General features: G+C 60.6%; 24 protein-coding genes. 10 read left to right on the top strand and 14 right to left on the bottom strand.

Annotated elements, in window-relative coordinates; all coding sequences use genetic code 11:
• Window positions 1-363: 363 nt before the first annotated feature.
• On the top strand, window positions 364-1,566 hold the full coding sequence (locus tag KBY75_RS11975) for a site-specific integrase (protein ID WP_255024051.1): 1,203 nt from the start codon (window positions 364-366) through the stop codon (window positions 1,564-1,566).
• A 464-nt stretch (window positions 1,567-2,030) separates the two neighbouring features.
• On the opposite strand, the gene KBY75_RS11970 is transcribed toward KBY75_RS11975, so the two are convergent.
• The 9 genes from KBY75_RS11970 to KBY75_RS11930 all read right to left on the bottom strand — a co-directional run bounded on the left by KBY75_RS11970 (window position 2,031) and on the right by KBY75_RS11930 (window position 8,814).
• The gene (locus tag KBY75_RS11970) at window positions 2,031-2,369 is read right to left on the bottom strand and encodes a hypothetical protein (protein WP_255024050.1); all 339 of its coding nucleotides are present in this window, start codon (window positions 2,367-2,369) and stop codon (window positions 2,031-2,033) included.
• A gap of 660 nt (window positions 2,370-3,029) precedes the next feature.
• A complete protein-coding gene (locus tag KBY75_RS11965; protein WP_255024049.1) occupies window positions 3,030-3,737 on the bottom strand; it encodes an ERF family protein in 708 nt (235 codons plus the stop codon).
• Between the two features lie 58 nt (window positions 3,738-3,795).
• On the bottom strand, window positions 3,796-4,512 hold the full coding sequence (locus KBY75_RS11960) for a hypothetical protein (protein WP_255024048.1): 717 nt from the start codon (window positions 4,510-4,512) through the stop codon (window positions 3,796-3,798).
• A 102-nt stretch (window positions 4,513-4,614) separates the two neighbouring features.
• Window positions 4,615-5,052: a RusA family crossover junction endodeoxyribonuclease gene (locus KBY75_RS11955; protein WP_254942762.1), complete on the bottom strand. Its 438-nt coding sequence runs from the start codon at window positions 5,050-5,052 to the stop codon at window positions 4,615-4,617.
• Between the two features lie 113 nt (window positions 5,053-5,165).
• Window positions 5,166-5,564 carry a hypothetical protein gene (locus KBY75_RS11950; protein WP_254942763.1) on the bottom strand — a complete coding sequence of 133 codons (399 nt, stop codon included), beginning with the start codon at window positions 5,562-5,564 and terminating at the stop codon, window positions 5,166-5,168.
• Between the two features lie 278 nt (window positions 5,565-5,842).
• Entirely contained in the window at window positions 5,843-6,457 is a 615-nt protein-coding gene (locus KBY75_RS11945; protein ID WP_254942764.1) for a hypothetical protein, read from the bottom strand.
• An 81-nt stretch (window positions 6,458-6,538) separates the two neighbouring features.
• A complete protein-coding gene (locus tag KBY75_RS11940) occupies window positions 6,539-8,269 on the bottom strand; it encodes an AAA family ATPase (protein ID WP_254942765.1) in 1,731 nt (576 codons plus the stop codon).
• Entirely contained in the window at window positions 8,169-8,666 is a 498-nt protein-coding gene (locus KBY75_RS11935; protein WP_255024047.1) for a hypothetical protein, read from the bottom strand. The genes KBY75_RS11940 and KBY75_RS11935 overlap by 101 nt, the downstream gene beginning before the upstream one ends.
• A complete protein-coding gene (locus KBY75_RS11930) occupies window positions 8,659-8,814 on the bottom strand; it encodes a hypothetical protein (RefSeq protein WP_254942766.1) in 156 nt (51 codons plus the stop codon). Before KBY75_RS11930 ends, KBY75_RS11935 begins: the two co-directional genes overlap by 8 nt.
• Window positions 8,815-8,938: 124 nt before the next feature.
• On the opposite strand from KBY75_RS11930, the gene KBY75_RS11925 reads away from it, so the two are divergent.
• The 3 genes from KBY75_RS11925 to KBY75_RS11915 are packed head-to-tail and all read left to right on the top strand — an operon-like array spanning window position 8,939 to window position 11,742.
• Entirely contained in the window at window positions 8,939-9,565 is a 627-nt protein-coding gene (locus KBY75_RS11925) for a hypothetical protein (protein ID WP_255024046.1), read from the top strand.
• A complete protein-coding gene (locus KBY75_RS11920; protein ID WP_255024045.1) occupies window positions 9,565-11,223 on the top strand; it encodes a terminase in 1,659 nt (552 codons plus the stop codon). The genes KBY75_RS11925 and KBY75_RS11920 overlap by 1 nt, the downstream gene beginning before the upstream one ends.
• A 36-nt stretch (window positions 11,224-11,259) precedes the next feature.
• Window positions 11,260-11,742 carry a sigma-70 family RNA polymerase sigma factor gene (locus KBY75_RS11915; RefSeq protein ID WP_255024044.1) on the top strand — a complete coding sequence of 161 codons (483 nt, stop codon included), beginning with the start codon at window positions 11,260-11,262 and terminating at the stop codon, window positions 11,740-11,742.
• Here KBY75_RS11915 and KBY75_RS11910 read toward each other — a convergent pair.
• From KBY75_RS11910 to KBY75_RS11895, 4 genes are all read right to left on the bottom strand, one after another.
• A complete protein-coding gene (locus tag KBY75_RS11910) occupies window positions 11,739-12,269 on the bottom strand; it encodes a DUF3368 domain-containing protein (RefSeq protein ID WP_254997494.1) in 531 nt (176 codons plus the stop codon). The two genes, KBY75_RS11915 and KBY75_RS11910, sit on opposite strands and share 4 nt — an antisense overlap.
• A 12-nt stretch (window positions 12,270-12,281) precedes the next feature.
• On the bottom strand, window positions 12,282-12,632 hold the full coding sequence (locus KBY75_RS11905; protein WP_254997493.1) for a UPF0175 family protein: 351 nt from the start codon (window positions 12,630-12,632) through the stop codon (window positions 12,282-12,284).
• Between the two features lie 309 nt (window positions 12,633-12,941).
• Window positions 12,942-13,247, bottom strand: a complete 306-nt coding sequence (locus tag KBY75_RS11900) for a hypothetical protein (RefSeq protein WP_254997491.1) — start codon at window positions 13,245-13,247, stop codon at window positions 12,942-12,944.
• Window positions 13,244-13,525: a toxin gene (locus KBY75_RS11895; RefSeq protein WP_255024043.1), complete on the bottom strand. Its 282-nt coding sequence runs from the start codon at window positions 13,523-13,525 to the stop codon at window positions 13,244-13,246. Before KBY75_RS11895 ends, KBY75_RS11900 begins: the two co-directional genes overlap by 4 nt.
• Window positions 13,526-13,625: 100 nt before the next feature.
• Here KBY75_RS11895 and KBY75_RS11890 point away from each other — a divergent pair, with 100 nt between their 5' ends.
• The 6 genes from KBY75_RS11890 to KBY75_RS11865 all read left to right on the top strand — a co-directional run bounded on the left by KBY75_RS11890 (window position 13,626) and on the right by KBY75_RS11865 (window position 17,722).
• Entirely contained in the window at window positions 13,626-15,038 is a 1,413-nt protein-coding gene (locus tag KBY75_RS11890; protein WP_254997489.1) for a DUF4055 domain-containing protein, read from the top strand.
• Complete coding sequence (locus KBY75_RS11885; RefSeq protein WP_254997488.1) at window positions 15,035-15,562, top strand: hypothetical protein; 528 nt, start codon at window positions 15,035-15,037, stop codon at window positions 15,560-15,562. Before KBY75_RS11890 ends, KBY75_RS11885 begins: the two co-directional genes overlap by 4 nt.
• The gene (locus KBY75_RS11880) at window positions 15,562-16,125 is read left to right on the top strand and encodes a hypothetical protein (RefSeq protein ID WP_254997486.1); all 564 of its coding nucleotides are present in this window, start codon (window positions 15,562-15,564) and stop codon (window positions 16,123-16,125) included. The genes KBY75_RS11885 and KBY75_RS11880 overlap by 1 nt, the downstream gene beginning before the upstream one ends.
• 71 nt (window positions 16,126-16,196) lie before the next feature.
• Window positions 16,197-17,066 (top strand): hypothetical protein, encoded by an 870-nt coding sequence (locus KBY75_RS11875; protein ID WP_255024042.1) that lies wholly within the window; start codon window positions 16,197-16,199, stop codon window positions 17,064-17,066.
• 10 nt (window positions 17,067-17,076) lie between these two features.
• Window positions 17,077-17,361: a hypothetical protein gene (locus KBY75_RS11870; RefSeq protein WP_255024041.1), complete on the top strand. Its 285-nt coding sequence runs from the start codon at window positions 17,077-17,079 to the stop codon at window positions 17,359-17,361.
• A 109-nt stretch (window positions 17,362-17,470) separates the two neighbouring features.
• Window positions 17,471-17,722 carry a hypothetical protein gene (locus tag KBY75_RS11865; protein WP_255024040.1) on the top strand — a complete coding sequence of 84 codons (252 nt, stop codon included), beginning with the start codon at window positions 17,471-17,473 and terminating at the stop codon, window positions 17,720-17,722.
• Window positions 17,723-17,941: 219 nt separating this feature from the next.
• Here KBY75_RS11865 and KBY75_RS11860 read toward each other — a convergent pair.
• Window positions 17,942-18,200: AbrB family transcriptional regulator (locus KBY75_RS11860; protein WP_255024039.1), on the bottom strand; the 259-nt coding region annotated here is incomplete at its 5' end.

The following is an 18,200-nucleotide window of genomic DNA, read 5'->3' as shown; positions in this document are numbered from 1 at the left end:
CCGCTGCCAGAACTTGAATCTTGAGGAAGGCGGCGCCTGGTGGCTTTGCCCACATCTTGCCCACAAAGCAGGGGGCCTATCGGTGAAAAGTCAATCGGGGCGACAGGATTCGAACCTGCGACCTAGTGCTCCCAAAGCCAGATTGGCATGTTGCCCCCCACAGGGTTTTTGAGTCATACCAACTGTTTTGGCTCGGGCTGTCTGGCCTTGTCGAGACAGATCCGGTAGGTTTTGGGTGCCTTTTGGGTGCCTTTGATGCCTAGGGTCAAAAACCTGGATCACTGGGCAATCTCCTTCCGTGAGCAGGTCCGGCAGCTTGGGAGCGGCTGGACTGTGCGTGAGTCGCCAAAGTCCGGACGAGTAATGCTGAAGTTGCGTAGCCCCGTCAAGTCCGCTGGGCAGAGCAGCAATACCGAGCAGGCCGTCACCCTCCCCTTTTCGTGGACTGCTTCGTCTGCTGGTGACGCCTACGTCCGCATCCGCAACATCTACGCGCTCGTCCAAAAGGGTCACACCCTCAAGCAGGCAGCAGAGGTGGCAGCCGGCAAGGCGCCAAAGCTGATTGAGCAGCACGACTGGCCCGGTGCACTGGAGCGTTTTAAGCAGCAAAAGCTCAGCCACGGCACTGCCATCAAGCCCGAGACATGGCAGACGAAATATGTCCCTGTACTTACAGAAGCTGTTGGCCAGCTCACTAGTCGTAAACCACCCACGACGCCAGAGGACCTAATCGATGAGTGCATTAGGAAATGGGAGCCTGGCAGTCGTAGCCGCCAGGAGCGTGCACGCAACCTTGCTCAGTTCCTGAGGTACTGCGTTAGCCGTGAGCGATTGACGGCGATCTGGCAGCCACCAGCTGACCTCAAGGATGCGATTGGGCGCAAGCCTGCCAGCGCCATCAGTCAGAAAAGCAATGCAATCACTGACCAGCAGATCCTCAACCTGCTTGCCTCCTTTCCTGATGATGAGGCTGGTGGGCGCTGGGCTGATGTGATCCGGCTGATGAGTGAGCTGGGCCTGCGTCCAGTTGAGCTGCTCCACCTGAGTGTCAGGACTGACCCCAAGACCAAGACGCCTTACTGGTGGTGCAGTTACGAAAAGCGTTCTGGTGGAGGGGTTACCAAGCCACGCAGGCTGTGGCCACTACCGCTTGTCGACGCCGCACCGCTAGGCGAGCTGGATAGACCAGGCGATGTAGCAGTGGAGTGGAACTTGCTCGCGCGCTGGCAGGCTCGGCTGATCGAGCTGCCGGCGTTGCGCTCAGGTAATGGTGCTGCCGATTCCATTGCCACCTATCTGAGCCGCCGAGCTGGCTGGAAGTCCCTCAAGGAGCAAGTGGAGTCCCAAGACGAGAGGTTGACCTGCTACTCCTTCCGGCACAGCTACAGCGTGCGTGGTCATCAGCGCGGCATCGATAACGGCTCGATGGCGCTGGCGATGGGTCACAGCATCGAGGTTCACTGCCGCAGCTACCCCTGGGCAACGGAAGCTGGCGCAGAAGCTGCTTTTGCCAAGGCCAGCTCAACACTTAAGTCGCCAGGTGCAGCGCTAGAAACTCCTGGCTAAATCGCCAATTCAAGTGTCTGCACCTTTCTAAAGCAGGCTTCGTTCATGGCTTCTTCGCAACGCTCCAGCTGATAAAGAAGTGGGCTATTGGAACTAGGGAACTTGCGGCGGTAATGCACTCCCACGATGAGGAGTCCCGCAGTCCTCCAGCGTTGCAAGGTGCGCTCACTGATGCCAAGGTGCACTGCAGCCGCTCGCTGTGGAATCCAGGTCGCACCACTAGGTGGGTCTTTCAAAGCTGGCTTGCTTTTCATGGGACTAGGTAGTAGTTGGAGGCTCAGCTAGGACGGTGCGGGCACGTTTAAGCAGCTTTACGCTTTCTCGATACCAGTAGTAATCTTCTAGCTCAGAGTATTGATTCGCCTCTTCCATTTGTGCGTGCATGAATGCCAGGTGGCCAGCAAGGTCAGCGCACAAAGTGCGCAGCTCCGTGTTCATGTCTGTCTCTATAGATTGAGAAGTCATCAAAAGGGGATCTCCTGCTCACTGGGTCCCTGCTGCCACTTGGTGCTTTGGGGATTGATGTTGCCGTAGCTGGTACCACCTTGACCGTCTCGGCCCTTGCCGTTGATGTAAAAGCCTTGGACTTCGATTTCGCAGTTGCTGCTGTAGTCCCAGATCTTGCCGGGTTTATGACGGGTTTCATCATCTGCCATGTTCAACACGTATTGAGCAAAGGCAAATGCCGATTCAACCGGCACAAACAATGACATTGAGATTGGGCTTTTACCGGTTTGGTCGTACTTATTTTCCCCCGTGCTCCACTTGATTACCTGAGGCAGTGCTGCTTTGAAGTCACTCATGATTCTGTGAAAAAGGATTCGTAAAGGGAACGGGTAAAGCTGCTAAAGCTGTAGCCGTGAACGCGGCAATAAATCCAGGCCTTGCGATATAACTCGTCGGTGAGTTTTGATTGGACTAGGTTGCGGTTCTTGTATCCAGGGGTGCAGGGCCTTGGTCTCCTTTTGGTGAATTCAGCCTCCTGGCACCGGCTGGTGTGAGTCGCACCGATAGGTGCGCTATGTAAATCAGAACCGTTAGGTGCGCTGTGTAAATCCGCACTGGTAGGTGCGCTCAGTTGGTCTGCTTCTCTTTGCTCCTGGCTACTCATTCATTTACCGCGAACCTTGTCCCTAAGGAGGCGCCCGCTATGGCAGCATCAACGGGCCTGTTGCTTTGGTCTGCGAGGTAGCCCTGAGCAGAACTGAGGCAATGAAAGACTCGCCGCAGGTGGCTTGAGCTGCGCGAGGCTGAGCACTGCGCTGCAGATAAGAGCTGCTTTGACCTGCTGGTCGCTTCCCTGTTGGTAGGGGTTGTCGCACTCGTTGGTGCGCTCAGCAAATTGGATACGTAGGGCTTCATTTTGGTTGACTTGCGATAAGGCGAGCTTGAGCAGCTCCAGGGCTGCTGTTATTAGGTTTTCGGTCGCACCGCTGCTGGGCAGAACAGCACCGCTAGGTGCGCTAGGCAGAGAGGACTGCGAGTCCAAGTTGTTCTTCAAGGAAGTCACCGTGCGTTTGGAGCTGGATTTGGGCGGGGCTGATTTTTGGGGTCGCGATCTTGAAGTGCTCCTTAAAAGCTGTGAGCACCTCGGCCTTGTTTGGTGCGCTCTTTAGTGACTCGACGATGCGGCCATGGCGCTCCTTTTCAATCCAGCAGATGTCCGTATCTGCTTCCACTGCAGGCGGCCCGGACGCCCCTGGAACATCTGCTTGTGATGCCTGCGCAGGGATATGCAAATTTCGCATTGAATTGGCGGCGGCAGGCTTTGCTTTGGCTGCCGGGGCAGGGGCTGCTTCTGCCTCGTCGTCTTCTCCGGCCAGGCCGTAGATGGCAAGCAGGCTGTAGCGACGGGCATAGGTGATTGCAGATCCCAGCCCTTGCCAGTAGTTGGCGCGGCCTTCTGTTTTGAGCGGGATTGGCAGGTCACTGCAGAGCAGCTCGCCACTGATATGGAAGACGCTGGTGCGCAGCAGTATCACCTCTTCTCCTAATGGGTGAAGGGTCTGCGAGTGGCTAAGGCCATGAGCAGTGGCATTTTTAATCGCAGCTAGGGCGCCTGCTAGCGAGGTGTAGGCGCCGTAGTTGCCCTTGCTGTCACGGCCTGCGGCGTGGTGCTCGGCTTGAAAGGCAGCAAGGGCCTTGGGGAGCTCCTTGAGGCATGAGTCCATGGACAGCAAATCTGCTTACGCAAGGAATATACCCTTTGCCATACGCCTGCGTATGTATCTAACGCTCCACCGCAGCCCGCGCTTCTCGGGCCAGCTCAATGCCGCTGACGCCATCTACTCCTGAGGCCCAGCTCTCTAGGGCCATTCCTGGTTCTGAGTAGGGGCCGCTGGTTGCAAGCTCCATCAGCTCCGCTCCGCTGTAGTCCCCCCAGCCGCTGAGCACTTCCTTAAAACGGTTCAGGGCGGATGCATCGAGATTCTTGATGTGAGGCCGCAGGCTTTCCCAGGCCTCCTTGGGGCTGAGCATCTGCTCTTTGGCTACGTCTTGGAAGGCGCGCCGCAGGGCTTCGCTGCGGGCCTTGGCTTCCTCGTCGCTGATCTCCTCGCCAGCTGAAAGCTCTTGGTACGCCTCAGGTGATGGCAGCATCCCAGCAAACAGGGCAAAGAATTCAACGGCGCTGTAGGGGGTGCCGTCGTCTTTGGCTAGGGGGGTGGCTCCCTTGAGCTGATCAAGGAGTTTGCGGTCGGTGACGCCTGGATAGGACTGGCGCGCAACAGCGTCATTGAAAGCGCCAAAAGCAAGGAAGAAGGCCGGCTTGGGATCGAGCTTGCCGTTCATGGCGCAGCTGATCTGGCTGTTCCAAGGACCTTGGGCACCGGTGACCTTTGCCAGGCGATGGGGCACATCCTGCGGCCAGCCGTTGGCTTTGAACCAACGCTGGATGACGCGTCCGAACTCGGATCGCTCGGGGACGGCTCGGCTGGGGGTCGACAAGTGTGCCTGCGCAGGAGTGGTATACCCCTACGTTAGCGGAACTTTCTCTTTATCGCCTGCCTGGCCGCGCCAGCAATCCCACCTCGTAGGACGGCTCCGCCGCTAGCTGCGCTCTGCAAGCACGATCACCGTCAGCAAGGCCCCAGGGCGCTCCCCTATCGAGCAGTAGCGCTTACTGGCCTGCAGGCTCACTACCTGACTGTCATCTCGCAGCAGGGCGCCGCCAGCGCCAGCTGAGATGCCATCGAGAGTGGAGCGGCACAGCTTGTCGATGTCACCTGCGCCCTGACTGATCAGGTGCAGCGGAGCACTAGCTCTTAGCCCCTGCTTGCCGTAGTGCCCCTTGGGACGGGGGAACAGGAACACCACCTCTACCGATACGGGGGCAGCTATTAGGGGGCCCTGGTATGCGCCAACAACAGCGGCCATGACATCAGAGCGCCAGGGCTTGACCTTCTTGCTGCTCTCGACCATGACGCCATGGCCGAGATGGCGCTTGGAGCCCATGGGTCCAGGTAGCCCGTAGATGCGCAGGGTCAAGGTTGCGGCCGCAGCACCCAGCGAAGTCGTACTGGCTGGAGCGCTGTGCGACGCAGAACCAGAAGGTGCGCTGGGCAGAGCCGATTCGCTGAGCCCAACCGATGGGGTGGCGCTCAAAACGTCTCCTGGGCGCTGATCCTCCAAAACTCGCTGATCACCTGCGTTGCGGCCCCGCTTTGCTGCTCGGCTTTCTGCAGTTCTTTGATTGCTGGGCTGTAGCGCCAGCTAGCCCTGCTGCTGCGGTTCAGGGTGATCGAACCGAGTTCAAAGACCCCTGGCTGGTAGGAGAACTCATCAAGTCTTCCGGCTGCCAAATCAGCGTCGAACGCTTCTAGCTGCAGAGCCAGATCGGCTTCTGCGGCCTTGATCAGCGCCTTGAGCTCAGCCACCTTGAGCGCCCGCTGTGCTGGCGAGAGCTCTTCTGATACTGCGGCGCTGCCGCTGGTCGCTGCGCCACCGGGAGCCAGCGGGCTGCCACCGCTAGGGGCGCTCAGTAGATCGGTTGATGTCATCGCAAGTGATGCTCTAGGCACTGGGTTAGATAAAGCGGCTGCGCAGGACTAGGGACCTGTGCCGCGTCCATCGGCGCGCTGAGCGGAACTGCAGCTAGCCGCGCTCTGCAATGCCAGCTGCACCTTTGGCATGGGCCTAGGCGGTGGCTGCGAGCTGCAAAGCAGGCCGGCATAGCCAGCAGGCGCCCGGCTGCCTTTTTGTGCTGCCTGGATCAGCAGCACACCGAGCCCAAGGCCGAATAGCAAGCCAGCCTTTGTAGCGGCGTGGAGCTGCATCGCTACAGGAACTCCTGGTAGCCCATGAACTGCTCAACGGCGCCGGCCCAGGCCGCTCCGCACTGAGCAGCGGCTGCCCTGGTGATGACGCTCTTACCTGGCTTGGACCAGACCGTTAGGCACTCATCGACATAGAGCGCTGGGTGATGCAGTTTCAGCATGGACAGGTAGCCGCCTAGCTGGGCGTCGGTGCTGTAGGTGCTGGCCCTGGCGCTGCTCTGGGTTTTGAGATCAAGCAGCAGCACCTTGCCGTTGTCGTGCTGCACAAGGGCATCAAGGGAGCCGCCGATCGAGTGGCCAAGATCACAAATGCGGTATTCGATCGCCAGCGGTGTGACCTTGCTCCAAAACGCGTGTGCCACTAAAGGTTCAACCCAGTCGCCGTAGTCACCCGCATCCAGCTGCGGGCCACCGGAGAGGAAGGCTTCTAGGCAAGCGTGAACGTGCTTGCCGCGGGGTTCCCAGAGGTGCTGCGTTTTCAAGAAGACCGCCTTCTGGCTTTCGCTCTTGCTGGCTCCTGTGACCTTGGTGACGGAATGGAGCAGCCACTCCCCTGTTGGCTCCCAGCAGTAGCGGTGCCAGCTGGCATCGAAGTGGATTGGCAGGGGAGCAAGCATTCAGGGAGGCAGGCGCAGCTGCAGATCTTCTGAATATACCCCTACCTAGGCATATGAAACTAGGGAATAGGGCAGCCGCCGCTAGATCCAGTCCTCTTCCGGTGAGCCAGCCTGCTCGCTCTCAAGCAGGCCGGCTGAGGCTCGGTGCTCGTCTGGCTGCGCCAGCTCATGGTCAGGGCCCCCAGCTGGCCATGGAGAGCCAGAGCAAGGCCTGATGTCTAGGAGCCAGCGCTGGGCGATGAACTTCAGCAGCGGGTTACCCAGCCGAACGATCTCAACCTTGTGGGGCTTGCTGGCGTCCTGGATTACCCAGCCGTTCTGCCAGCACCCATCGCTTCCGAGCTTTTCGACAGCCATCCCCTTTTGGGGCTGGGGTGTGATTAAGCCTTCTGCTGCAGCCACGGCTTCTCCAGTGGCTGCAGCGGGTCCAACAGGGGGTGTGTTTAACCCCCCTCCCCCGTACGCGTGTGTAAAAGAAGAAAAAGGTGAAAAACCCTTTATTTCGTACGTGCGCGAGGGGTTTTTCCCTTTTTCACCCTTTATCACCCCCTCTGGGGGGAGGGGGGTAGCGGGGGTGAATAGGCCCGATGGCCGGCCCCCTTGCTCTGCAGGTTCGCTCTGGCCGACTTTCTCGATCAGCCCCTTAGCCAGCAGCTGCTGCAGGCAACGGTTCGCCTTGTTCCCCTGCAGGTTCAGGTGGCTGGCCAGCTCCACGCCAGAAACCTGGAAGCCTCCTAGCTCCCACCTATCTGCGATGTAGTCAAAGGCGTCTGCTTGGCGCCCGCTCAGTTCAAGCTGCGCTGCTGCTAGTGACTCCGCTTGCAGCACGCCTTGACCATCGCCATGGCACACCCAGCCGGTGTCCTCTAGCTCCACCAGCAACGTCGAACCTTTGGCGCGCCCCTGCGTCTTAACAACAACGCGAAAGTCGCTTTGCGTCTGCCCGTCGACCGGCTGCTTTAGCCAGTTCATCAGGATCGTCAGGCTTGCCGCTGCTGGCAGTGAGTTGCTTCCCCGTGAGGCATTCGTCGCGTTTCCGCCAGAGACGCTTTTGTTGGCGTGGTGGATTGCTACCAGTGTTGCTTGATGGGGCGCAAGCGCCTCCTGCAGCCGTCTGGCCGGACCATCGAATGCACTGGTGGCTTCATCGATGCCAAGCGGGCTGACGCAGGCGTGGTAACTGTCAACAAGGAACATCGCGCCAGGGTTGTCTTGCGCCAACTGGCTCAACTTCCCAATCCCCTGCTCGTTTAGGTGCAAGGGAGCGCCTGCATGCCAGAGGGCCTCTACAGGGCCGCCCATCGTTCCATCTTCTCTAATCAGGCCTTCTCGTTTGAACAGCGTGAACCAGTCATTCTCTGGCTGGTCTGTGCCAACAACGAATACCCGCGGACAGGTGCCGTGTAGTGGCCGCCCCAGGTACTCGGGCGCGCCTTGCCACCACGCTGCGATCATCCCGACCATCAGCGCTGACTTGCCAATCTTTGGTGGTGCCACAAGCAGGTTCATGGCTCCGGCCATCACGACTCCCTCCCACACCCAAGGCGTAGGAGTTGTATCCATCCGCTCCCCTTTACGCCTTGGCTCTGGGATGCCAAGCCATAGGCCACTGGCCTCCTTTAGGAACATGCTCAGCTTTGCTGGCACCGTGATGCCATTACGCACCAGGTATTCCTCAGTCCACTCCAAGGCGGCGTGATCGCTCCAGCCCCTAGTGACCTCGGCGGCGCGCTCGACGTGCTCGATCAGTACCTTGTGGCTTCTGTGGGTTTCCTCCTCTGCTTCCTGCTCGGCGGCCGATCTTGCGCTCAACTTCTTTAAGTCTTTTGCTGTAAATTTGCTCATCGGCTTTACTTGGCAGGTAATAATCTTGTTGGGTATAGATACCCAGCCTCTTCAGTTCCGTGAACGCTGCTCGTTCACGGCTGGAAGTGACTGGATTGGCAGCGTCCCAGTCGTCGAGTGCCTGGGTGCTGCGCATTTTCTGCAGGCGGGTGTAGTGGCCAGCTGCGGCTAGCTCCTCGCTAAAGGCAGCCTCCAGCCCATAGGGCACCCACTGGAGCAGCAGGTATGCACGCATCTCGGCGTCCCGCCAGCTGGCGCGCTCCGCAAAGTCGATCTGACAATGGCTAAGCCTGCTGAGCTCGCAGGCCGCTTCTTCTGGCTCCCCGCTTGTCTCCGCCTGCGCATGGGTAGGCAGTTCAGGCACGACCCTTGGCTTCCCACTTCTGCTCCGCCTCCGCCAAGGCCTGTTCCAGCAGCAAATTGATCCAGGCCGTCCTGCTGATATACGGCGGAATCATTGCCTCTACTCGCTCCATCACCTCCCCCACGATCACGATCTTGGAATCCTTCATGCCCCAAAAGTGCACTGCCGCTGCACGCTAACCGTTCCATACGGCGGCGTATTAGCATTTGATCGGACAGGGCTCATGCCCCGTCTCCGACTACTGCGCAGCGGTATCCCACGTAGCAAGTTCAGTGGCTCAGCCGGACCCCTCTCTTTCTCCCCCCTCTCTTGCGGGCACCACGTCAAGCGACGCGTCCCCCGCTGCGCCGAGCTGCTCTAAGGCCGCACTGGTAGAGGAGCCCACCGCAGACGAGCAGGACAACGCCGAGCTCCTGCGTGATGCGGCCAACGCTGAGGACGGGGAAGGAAAACCCCTCTACGCACCCACCGATCCCTCAAGACCAATTGGTGATCGCAACCCCCCGCGGCGAGTCAAAGGCAAGCCCGCTCCCAAGGCAACCAGGCCCACTCGCTACGAGGTGGAGCGCCGCATTGCTGAGGCTCAGCTTTGGATTGCACAACGCAAAGCCCTTAATCAGATCTACGAGAACGCTCGTGACAGTTGGAACGTCACGAACATCCAGACCCTCAACCGCTACCTCAACGTTGCGCGTCAGCGCATGGTCGAGGAGCTGGTTCGCGATCGCAAACGGCATCAGGCCGAGCAGATCTTTGCCCTCAATGAATGTGCCCGCCGCGCCATGGAGGCTGAGCAGTTCAGCGCTGCCGTCGGTGCCTTCCGGGTGATCGCCGAGATCGGCGGGATGCTGCGCGCACCACTCAAGCCACCTGAATCGTTGCCCGGGAGAAGGCTCTGATGGCCGGCCTGCTCCTAGATCCGGCCACCGACCTCTGGGCTGACTGGGGCCTGCTGGATGTTGCTGATCCCAACCGCAGCCAAACCCAGCAGCAGGACCAGCAGAGCTTTCGTGACTTCATCGTGGCCGCCTATCCCGGCTACGCCTTCCACACCTGGGCTGAGCGCTTGATCGCCCTGCTGCAGCGCGTTGCTGATGGCCAGCTCAATCGCCTGATCGTCTGCTGTCCGCCAAGGCTGGGGAAATCGCTCTTGGTTTCCAAGCTGTTTCCCGCCTACTGGGTGAGCCGCTACCCAATACGCTTTTGCGCCATTGCTTCCTACTCAGCTGAGCTGGCCTATGCCCATAGCCGAGAAGCGAGGCACTACTACCGAGCTGTTGGCCATCCCCTCTCCAAGGACTCCACCGCCGTTGGTAACTGGCTCACCCCCGAGCGCGGTGGCTGTATTGCTGCTGGGGTGCGGGGACCATTTACCGGCAAGGGCTACGCCCTTGGGATCATCGATGACCCGTACAAGGGCCCAGAAGATGCCAACTCCGCAGCTCAACGCCAGAAGCTGATCGAGTGGTTCCAGTCCGTCTGGCTGACTAGATCGGAACCAGGCGTAAATGGCGCCGCTGGCGCCGCCCAGGTGGTGGTGCTTACCCGCTGGCATCAGGACGATCTGATCGGGTGGCTGCTGGAACAGGAAAGTGGCGCCGCACCGCAGCACTGGCAGGTGCTCAGCCTGCCCGCCATTGCTGAACATCCAGCCCAGCAACTGCGCTTTCCAGATACCTGCAGCCTCGAGCCTGATTGGCGCCAGCCCGGTCAACCCCTATGCCCAGAGCGCTTTCCTACTGCGGAGCTTGAGCAGATCCGCATCCGCGCCGGCAGCTACTGGTGGAATGCCCTCTACCAGCAGCGGCCATCACCAGCTGAGGGGCTGCTGTTTCAGCGGCACTGGTTGCTGCAGACGCCGCACAGAAGCCAGCCCCATAAGGGCAATCACCAGAAAGGCCAGCAGAAGCCCTTCTCCCCGTTGGTGCTCAGCTGTGATCTGAGCTTTAAGGGCGGCGAGGGCAACGACTACTGCGCTTTTGTGCTGCTCGGTCTGCTTGCAGAGCAGCGAGCTGTTCACCCAGCAGTTGAGGCCCATGGCCAGGGCCTGCAGCTACATCGCACCGCCGCTTCTGCGCGCAGTGGAACAGTCGCGCCGGTAGGTGCACTTGGCAGATCAACAGCACCGAGTCACCGCATTGAGGTGCTCTGGAGTCAGCACCACCACCTGGATCTGCCTGGTGTTGTCAAATTCCTTGGCCAGTGCCTGGCCACGCTCAAAGCGCAGGGGCTAGGCCCCGATGCGGTGCTGGTAGAAGACGCCGCCAATGGCCCGGCGGTATGTCAGCTGCTCCAGCGCCAGATACCTGGACTTATCGCAGTGCGGCCAGCAGGCAGCAAGGTCAGCCGCGCCCATGCCGCCGCCCCCTTGCTTGAGGCCGGCCAACTGGGCTTTTGCCACGGCAACGACGACCTGATCACAGAGCTGCTGGGTTTTCCCAATGCCGCCCATGACGACCTGGTGGATGCCTTCTGCCAGGGGGTGATCTGGCTGCAAAACCAGCACTGGCGAGGCAGCGGCAGCACTGCCGCAAGACCGCTTCTCTTCTCCCGCTGAGGGGGCATAGCCCCCTCCCCTCACTGCCGCCCTGCCATGAGCCCTACCTCCCAAAACCACTGCCGGCAGCGACCCTGCCGTTCGCCCCACGGCGCTGCTGATGCCCTGGTGGTTGAGCATCTGCCCTTTGCGGCCAAGGTGGCGGCCAACTACGCCCGCCGCACTGGCCATCCCAAAGAAGACCTCGAGCAGCTGGCAGCAATTGGGCTGATCAAGGCCTCACGCCGCTACGACTGCAAGCGGGTGAACCGCAGCAGCTCCAACTTCATCGCCTACGCCAGGCCGTTTGTGAACGGTGAGATCACCCACTACTTGCGCGATAAGGGGTTTCTGATCTCGGTGCCAGGCCGCTGGCGGGAGCTACATGCCAGAGGGCAGAAGTTGCTGCGGCAGGGCATAGCCGCAGATCAGATCCCCAAGCAGTTGGGGCTCACACCGGAGCGTTGGGCTGAGATCGCAGCCGCTTGCTCGGTCCGGGTGGTGGCAATGGCTTCTCCAATTCAGGAATTCGAGCTTTAATCCTCCTGGGCTTGCTTGAGAATCGCTGCCACCAATGCATCACTGAGGTAATAGCCCTGATCCCGTAGTGCAAATAGCAGAGGCGAGCAAACTTTCACCAGTCCCCGTTCCTTTGCAAGCACGAGCACTGCAGCGGTGCCAATGATTGCTAGTCCCTGGTTTCGAGCTTCTGCGCGACCGCATCGGTCGTCTACGACCAAAAGAACCGACTGGCCGGCAACCTGCTGGCTCAGGGCCAAGCCAATCGCACTGGCTTCTCCTGCATCCACCCCGGGGTTGAGCGGCCTGTATGGATCAATGCCCTGCGCCAGAGCTGGTGCGATCTGCAGCCAGCCCTGCTCAAAGGCTCCCTGAAGTAACTCCACACCTGGATAGGCCGGGGTTCCCGTAGCGGCAGACCCCAGGCCGATTTCTGCCGCAATCACCTCAGTGATCCATACCTTGCCAAACAAACCAGCTAGCAACGCAACCTGATCGATGCGGGCCAGCCCAATCAGCGGGCCTGCATCAGCGATTACAACCTTCATCTGTGCTGGCCCTCAGGCGTGCTCGCCAAACCAGCGGCGTGCCGCAGCCAGATCGGCATCCAGTTCACGCTGCTCAGCTTCCACAACAGGGATCTTTAAAGAGGAGAGGATCTCCAAGAAGCGAGGCAGGGGCAGCCCGGCGATTTGTGCTGCTGATCCAACCGAGATCGAACCGGAGCGAAACAGTGACAGCGCCAGACCCGAGCGCACCGCAGCCGTATCGGGAAGACCCAGGCGGTCCAGTGCCACCACTAAGGCGGTGGGTTGCTGGTGGCTGGTCACCAACGCCATGGCGTCAGCCTCTGCGGCTTTGAGGACCGTGGAAGGGTTGCTCTTGAGCTGGCGCACCGAAAATGCCTGCATGGTGTTCCTACGTGCTGTAGGCATTCTGCTGGGTTGGCTGCGGAATGGTGAAGTTCTTGCTCGTTAATCCCAGGGATGGCTGCAAATGCTGGGGGCTTAGTGCAGCGGTTCAGGCCATAGGTCTTTTCCCATATCTGCACAAGTGGCCCCCTCTAAGTCGAAGACAAGCGCATTTACCTGCTCGACAAGGGGTTTTTGATCTCCGCTCAGGTCAGCTGGGGGGCTGCGTGCCAGAGGTCAGAGGCTGCTGCAGGAGGAGGCCTGTGCTGTGCAGGTGGTCCCAATGACGATGGAAACCCAAGAGACGGATCAGAGCAGCTGCTCATCCCTGAGCTCGCCGCTGACGTAGCGATGTAAGACGCTGCTGATAAGGGTTTGGTAAGGCATACCCAGCCGCAGCGCCCTGACGCGCAGGGCCTCTAGGTCAGTACCGGAAAGCCGGATGTTTATTCGTTGGTCTTTCTGGCCGGTGACCTGGGCTGACTCTCTGAGCTGATTGAGCAGATCAGGAGTGGCAATTGAACGCAGCGCGCCCGATTCCACAGCTTCTAGGAGCTCACGCTCGTCTTGATCGAGCGAGTCGTTGCTAGGGGAAAGGTGGCTTTGCATCGTCATGGCGTGTCTCTACGGAGGTAGTCGCGTGTGGCTTCGCGGCTAGGGATAATCGTTTTGAGAAAGAGGTAGTCGTCGTCTTCCACGTAGGGGACGAGGTAGACGTATTGATTCACCTCAACAACAAGGATGCGCTGGCTTGGATATTGCTCTGGATTGGGGTGGGCCAACACATCGAGCAAGCTTCCAGTTTCGATGGCCACCACAACAGCCTCGAAATGGATGGAGCGCTGGGCACCGAGCTGCTGGTTTTCATCACTGCTCCAGAGAAAGGGCTTCATGAGCGCAGCCCAGGTTCTCTGTCTGCCGTTTGTCATCAAGCAGCACTGAGCTGCTGCGGCAAGAGCTAACAGCCGAGTGCCCTGGTGGATGGAGCCTGAATTGCCGATCTCCCTCCACCCGACCTTGGCGGCCCTGCTGCCCCGGCTGCAGCTGGTGCAGGACTGCTGGCACCTGCTGGCTAACTCCAATGGCTTAGACCGCAGGGAGCACTACCTGCCCCGCGGCGAGCGCGAACCTGAATCCGCCTACCGCCGCCGGGCAGAGACAGCCCTGCCATCGGGCTTCTTTCGTGATGCCCTGCGTACCTTTGCCGGGATGCTGGCCTCAAGCCACTGGCGGGAGCTGCCGGCCTCGCTGCAGGCGGTGATCAGTGATGTGGATGGCTGCGGCACCGACCTGGGCGTGTTCCTAGAAGCCGCTGATCTGCTGGTGCTCAGAGATGGTGCTGCCCTGGTGGGTGTGATCCCGCCTGTTCACCTCTGGCCTAGTGAGGGTGATCGCCAGCAGGCCTTGCGCAATGGCGACCGGCTCTCCTTGCCGCGGCTGCTGCTTATCGAGCGGGGAGATGTTCTGCACTGGCATCTGCCTGGCAACCATGCACTGCCAGATGCGATCACCTGGCGTGAGCGGCGCCCCGATGCGCTCTCGCCCTCCAATCAGACAGCGCCACCGCAGGATCACCCGCCCCACCCCTGGCAGTACCTGACGGCTTCTCTTGTTGGTGATGGCCCCGGAGGGGCTGGAATGGAGCTGAGCACCGAAACCCTGGTGGCCGATCCCCAGGCCCCCAGCGGCTGGCGCACGCAACGCCTTGATCAGCGCCACTACCGCGGCATCAACCAACTACCCGCTATTTGGTATGCCAGCCATGGCGCTGCTTTTGGCGAAGGGGAGTTGCCCCATCTGGGTCTGGCGCACCAGTACCTCAACCACTTCCGCTGCCAAAGCGACTACCAGGAACTGCTGTACCGAACGGCGCTTCCCGTTGGGGTGCGCACCGGAGTGCAGGGTCCCATGGGTGGGGCCGGCTCTGCCGGCGAGCCGGTGGTGCTGGGACCAAACAGCGTCATCGACCTGCCGGAAGGTGCCAGCTTCCAGTTCGTCGAAATCCAGGCCCGGTCTTTGGCGGAACACCGCGCCTGGCTGGAATCGCTGGATCAAGGCATGCGCCGTGATGCCCTGATCCCCGCTGCTGCCCAGGGGGCACCGCGCACGGCAATGGAGATCTCAATGGCCGCCTCCCAGGCCTACGCCCTGCTGCAGAGCCAGGCGATACAAAAGGCCTCGATGTTTTCTTCTCTGCTGCAGCACTGGTGCGCCATCACCGGTGAAGCGCTGCCAGTGCAGGAGGGCCCCGCCCTAACAGTTGAGATCAGCCCGCTTGCACCAGCACCAAAGCCCCAACCAACCGTGAGCGAGATGCTGCAGCTGCAGGAGCGGGGAATCATTAGCGAGCAGGCCCTGCGGCAATGGCTGGGGGATCTGGCCGGTATCGCCCCGGCATCTACATGACCACCAGCAGCCATCTGCCCAGCGCACCTATCGGTGCGACCTGGCAACCGAGCGACCAGGAAGCCATCCGGCAGGCCCTGGCCCTATCGGCGACGGTTCCTTGCCTCGATGCCATCGGCCGTGCCATGGCCGATCTAGAGCGTCAGCACCCGGCGGGGGTGCTCAGCGCCCGGGCCCTACTGGATGCGGTGGCGTTAATTGACAAGCACCTGCTGGCCGGAGGTATTGAGCAGGAGCAGGCGATCGAGAGGACCAGCCGTTCCGGTCCAATCGCTGGTTCAGTGGCAGCAGCCGGTGACGCACCACTGCAAAAGGCGGATGTGATCGCCTACGACACGGCGTTGCTGCGGGAGGAGCGGGAGACCGTTTATGCCAACTCTGCTTCTCCAGCAGCAGCGCTGCTAAATCAACGCCGCCGCTACAGCGAGCAGCTGTTGTTGCTCCTGCCGGGCTTGAGCAGCTGGATGAAATTCAACGTCGCTGCCCCAGGGATGGCTGGAGGCACGGCCTTGCTCCGGGGTTGATGATCTCCCCCCGCCAGTTCACCAGTGGTAAGCACCAGCGCAACTCAGTGCTTTGGGGCCCCACCCCCTTGCAGTCGTTTGCCAATGCCCGGCTGCTGCTGGGCGAAAACGCCATACCTGGTGACACCACCTCTGCTGTGGTGGCTAGCCACGTGCTCGAGTGTTTTCTTGAGCGCTCCCGTTACATCACCGCCAGAGATAACGGCCCTGGTGTTGATACCGGTGACTTCACCTTTCAAGGGATGATCTGCCGTGCCACCCGGCTGCCGCCTAGCCCTGGTGCGATCTGGCTGAGTAGGGAGCTGCAGTGGAGTCAAAACGGCCGGCGTGTCTCCGCTGCCGGCAGAACCGTTGTGGCCCCCTGCGAAGGTTTGATCTGGCTTGGTGATCTAACCCTGCTCAATGCAGCAGGTGATGCAGGTGTCGATCCCTATGCCCAGTACACCTTGTTCACCGTGCTGGAGTTTGGTGCCAGCTATGGCTCAGGCGGCATTGGCGCTCTGGTGCAGCCGCTGATTGGTGAGCGGGTATTTGGCACGCTCAAGCCGAACCGAGTCGTATGACCCATGCCTCGGCAACAGGTAGTGACAGCACCGCGATGGGCTGCCGATTTCACTGACAGCCGAGACGGGTCATGGCCACAACCGCAACGCACAACAGCTCTAGGGCCAGCGACGAGAGCAGCGAGATGCTCGAGCAGCACCTTCATGACGCTGCTGAACTAGAGAGCAACACAACTGGCGACTATCCGCCCGATGAACGCCAGGGCGGAATTGCTTTGGCTGATTCAGGCGAGACCAGCACCACCGAGAGCAAGGCGGGCAGCGGCCTGGGAGAAGCCCTCAAGGCTGAACGGCGCCGCAGCAACAACCTGGAAAAAGAACTGCGGGGTGTGCGGCAGCAGCTGACCCGCTTCTCTGAGATCAACCCGGAGGAATACTCCCGCCTGCAGGAGGCAGAACGGCAGAAGCAACTGCTGGAGCAGCAGGTAGAGCTGCGCGAACGGCAGATGGAAGAAGCCTCCGCCATGAAGGTGGCAACCGTGGCTGCCGAACGCGATGGCGCCCAGGCCCTTGTGCTGGCCTTGCGCAAGGAACGGCTGCTGGAGCGGGCTTTTTCAGAAGCTGAGGGCCGCACCGGCGGCGACGGGCGCGGCACCTTCTTTGATGTCTTTAAGGGGCAGCTAGGGGAGAGCTTTCGCCTCAGCGCCGGCAAGGACGGAAGTGATGTGCTCGAACCACTCGACAGCCAGGGCCAGCCGTTGCTGGGTGATGACGGCCGGCCGCTGAGCACCGCTGACTTCCTCGATCAGCTGCGCATCCACCCCGTCTATGGCTTCCTGTTTCAGCAGCGCGGTGCCATGGGTACGGGGACACCTGGACTGGCAATAACGCCAGCAGCTAGCGGTGGCTTTGGCGAGGTGCTCAACCCCCAGGCGATGAGTGCCAGTGAGCTCTACCGCGCTGGCTTTACGACCAGTGGCGGCCGCAACAGCCGCCGGTGAGCTGAAAGCCATGGCGAGTTGGCGCTACTACCTGGCGTTTTGGAGCCGCAGGAGCACCGCCACGGTGGTGCCTGCCAGCAGCGCAAGCCAGGCCCGCAGCCGCGCTAGTGCTCGCCATAAGGCGGGCTATGGAAGCTTGGTGTCAGTGCAGCAGGCAAATGCTGCCGATAGCCGCCTGATTCACCAGGGCGGCTGGGTAAGACGCCGTCGTAATGGCATCAGTCCCCAGTTCGGAACTGCTCGCTCCAAGGCCAGTGCCCGCAGGCAGCGCAGCGCTTATCGGGGCTGGCTGTAACGACTGATCAAAGTGTTCCCCTCGATACAGCCAAGTGGTTTGCTGGCTGGCCATGGTGATGAGCTGGGTCGCACCCCTAGGTGCAGCCGGCAGAACTGAAAGAGAACGGATGCAGATTTCAACTAGCCAAGGGGCAGAGCGTTGCTACCGCCTGATTGATGATGGCTGCGAGCCGCACCGTGAGCTCGACGCCCAATACAGCAGCCTTGATGACGCGATCGCTGATGCCATTGCCTGGGTAGAGGCGATCACTGAAAGCAACCACCCCGCTGCACTGATCGGCGTGGAGGTGTCCACCACTAAGGGGGGCTGGCGCACCTGCCGTATGCCCGGTCCTTTGCTTTGCCCGTTGCCGCGCTGACGTAACTGGCAGACCAAGAGGCTGCACAGAGCTGCTCAAAAATCCAGCAACAGAAAACCCCCGGGGTGAGCGGGGGATTGTCTGGAGCGGCCGGGCAAGGGAGTGCAGGCGCTCATGCCGGCACCTAACTCTCTGGCGCCTGCTTTCACTGTGCAAGAAATCACAGCTGGCGGCTGCCTGCGCGCAACAAATGCTCACTAGCAACCGCCTAGCTACTGCTCACTCCTCCTCTGCGCTGCCCAAAGGAATAAGTTTGATCTGCTTTTTGCCGAGCTTGATCTCGAACTCATCGCCTGGCTTGAGGTCGAGCATGGCGGTGTAAGCCTTGCCCACCATGAGATTGCCGTTGAACTGGATCTTGGTGGTGTAGCTCAGCTTGCGGCCACCCTTGCCCCGGCCGGCGCTATCGGCACCAAGGCTTACACCCTTAGCGCCCAGCAGGGCCTCATAGAAAGCGGTGAAGTTGAGGCGCTCGCTG

The sequence above is a fragment of the Cyanobium sp. T1G-Tous genome (assembly GCF_024345455.1).
In the GTDB taxonomy this organism is placed as follows: domain Bacteria; phylum Cyanobacteriota; class Cyanobacteriia; order PCC-6307; family Cyanobiaceae; genus Cyanobium_A.
Note: the sequence above shows the minus strand (reverse complement) of the source record. Positions and strands in the feature narration are given on the sequence as shown.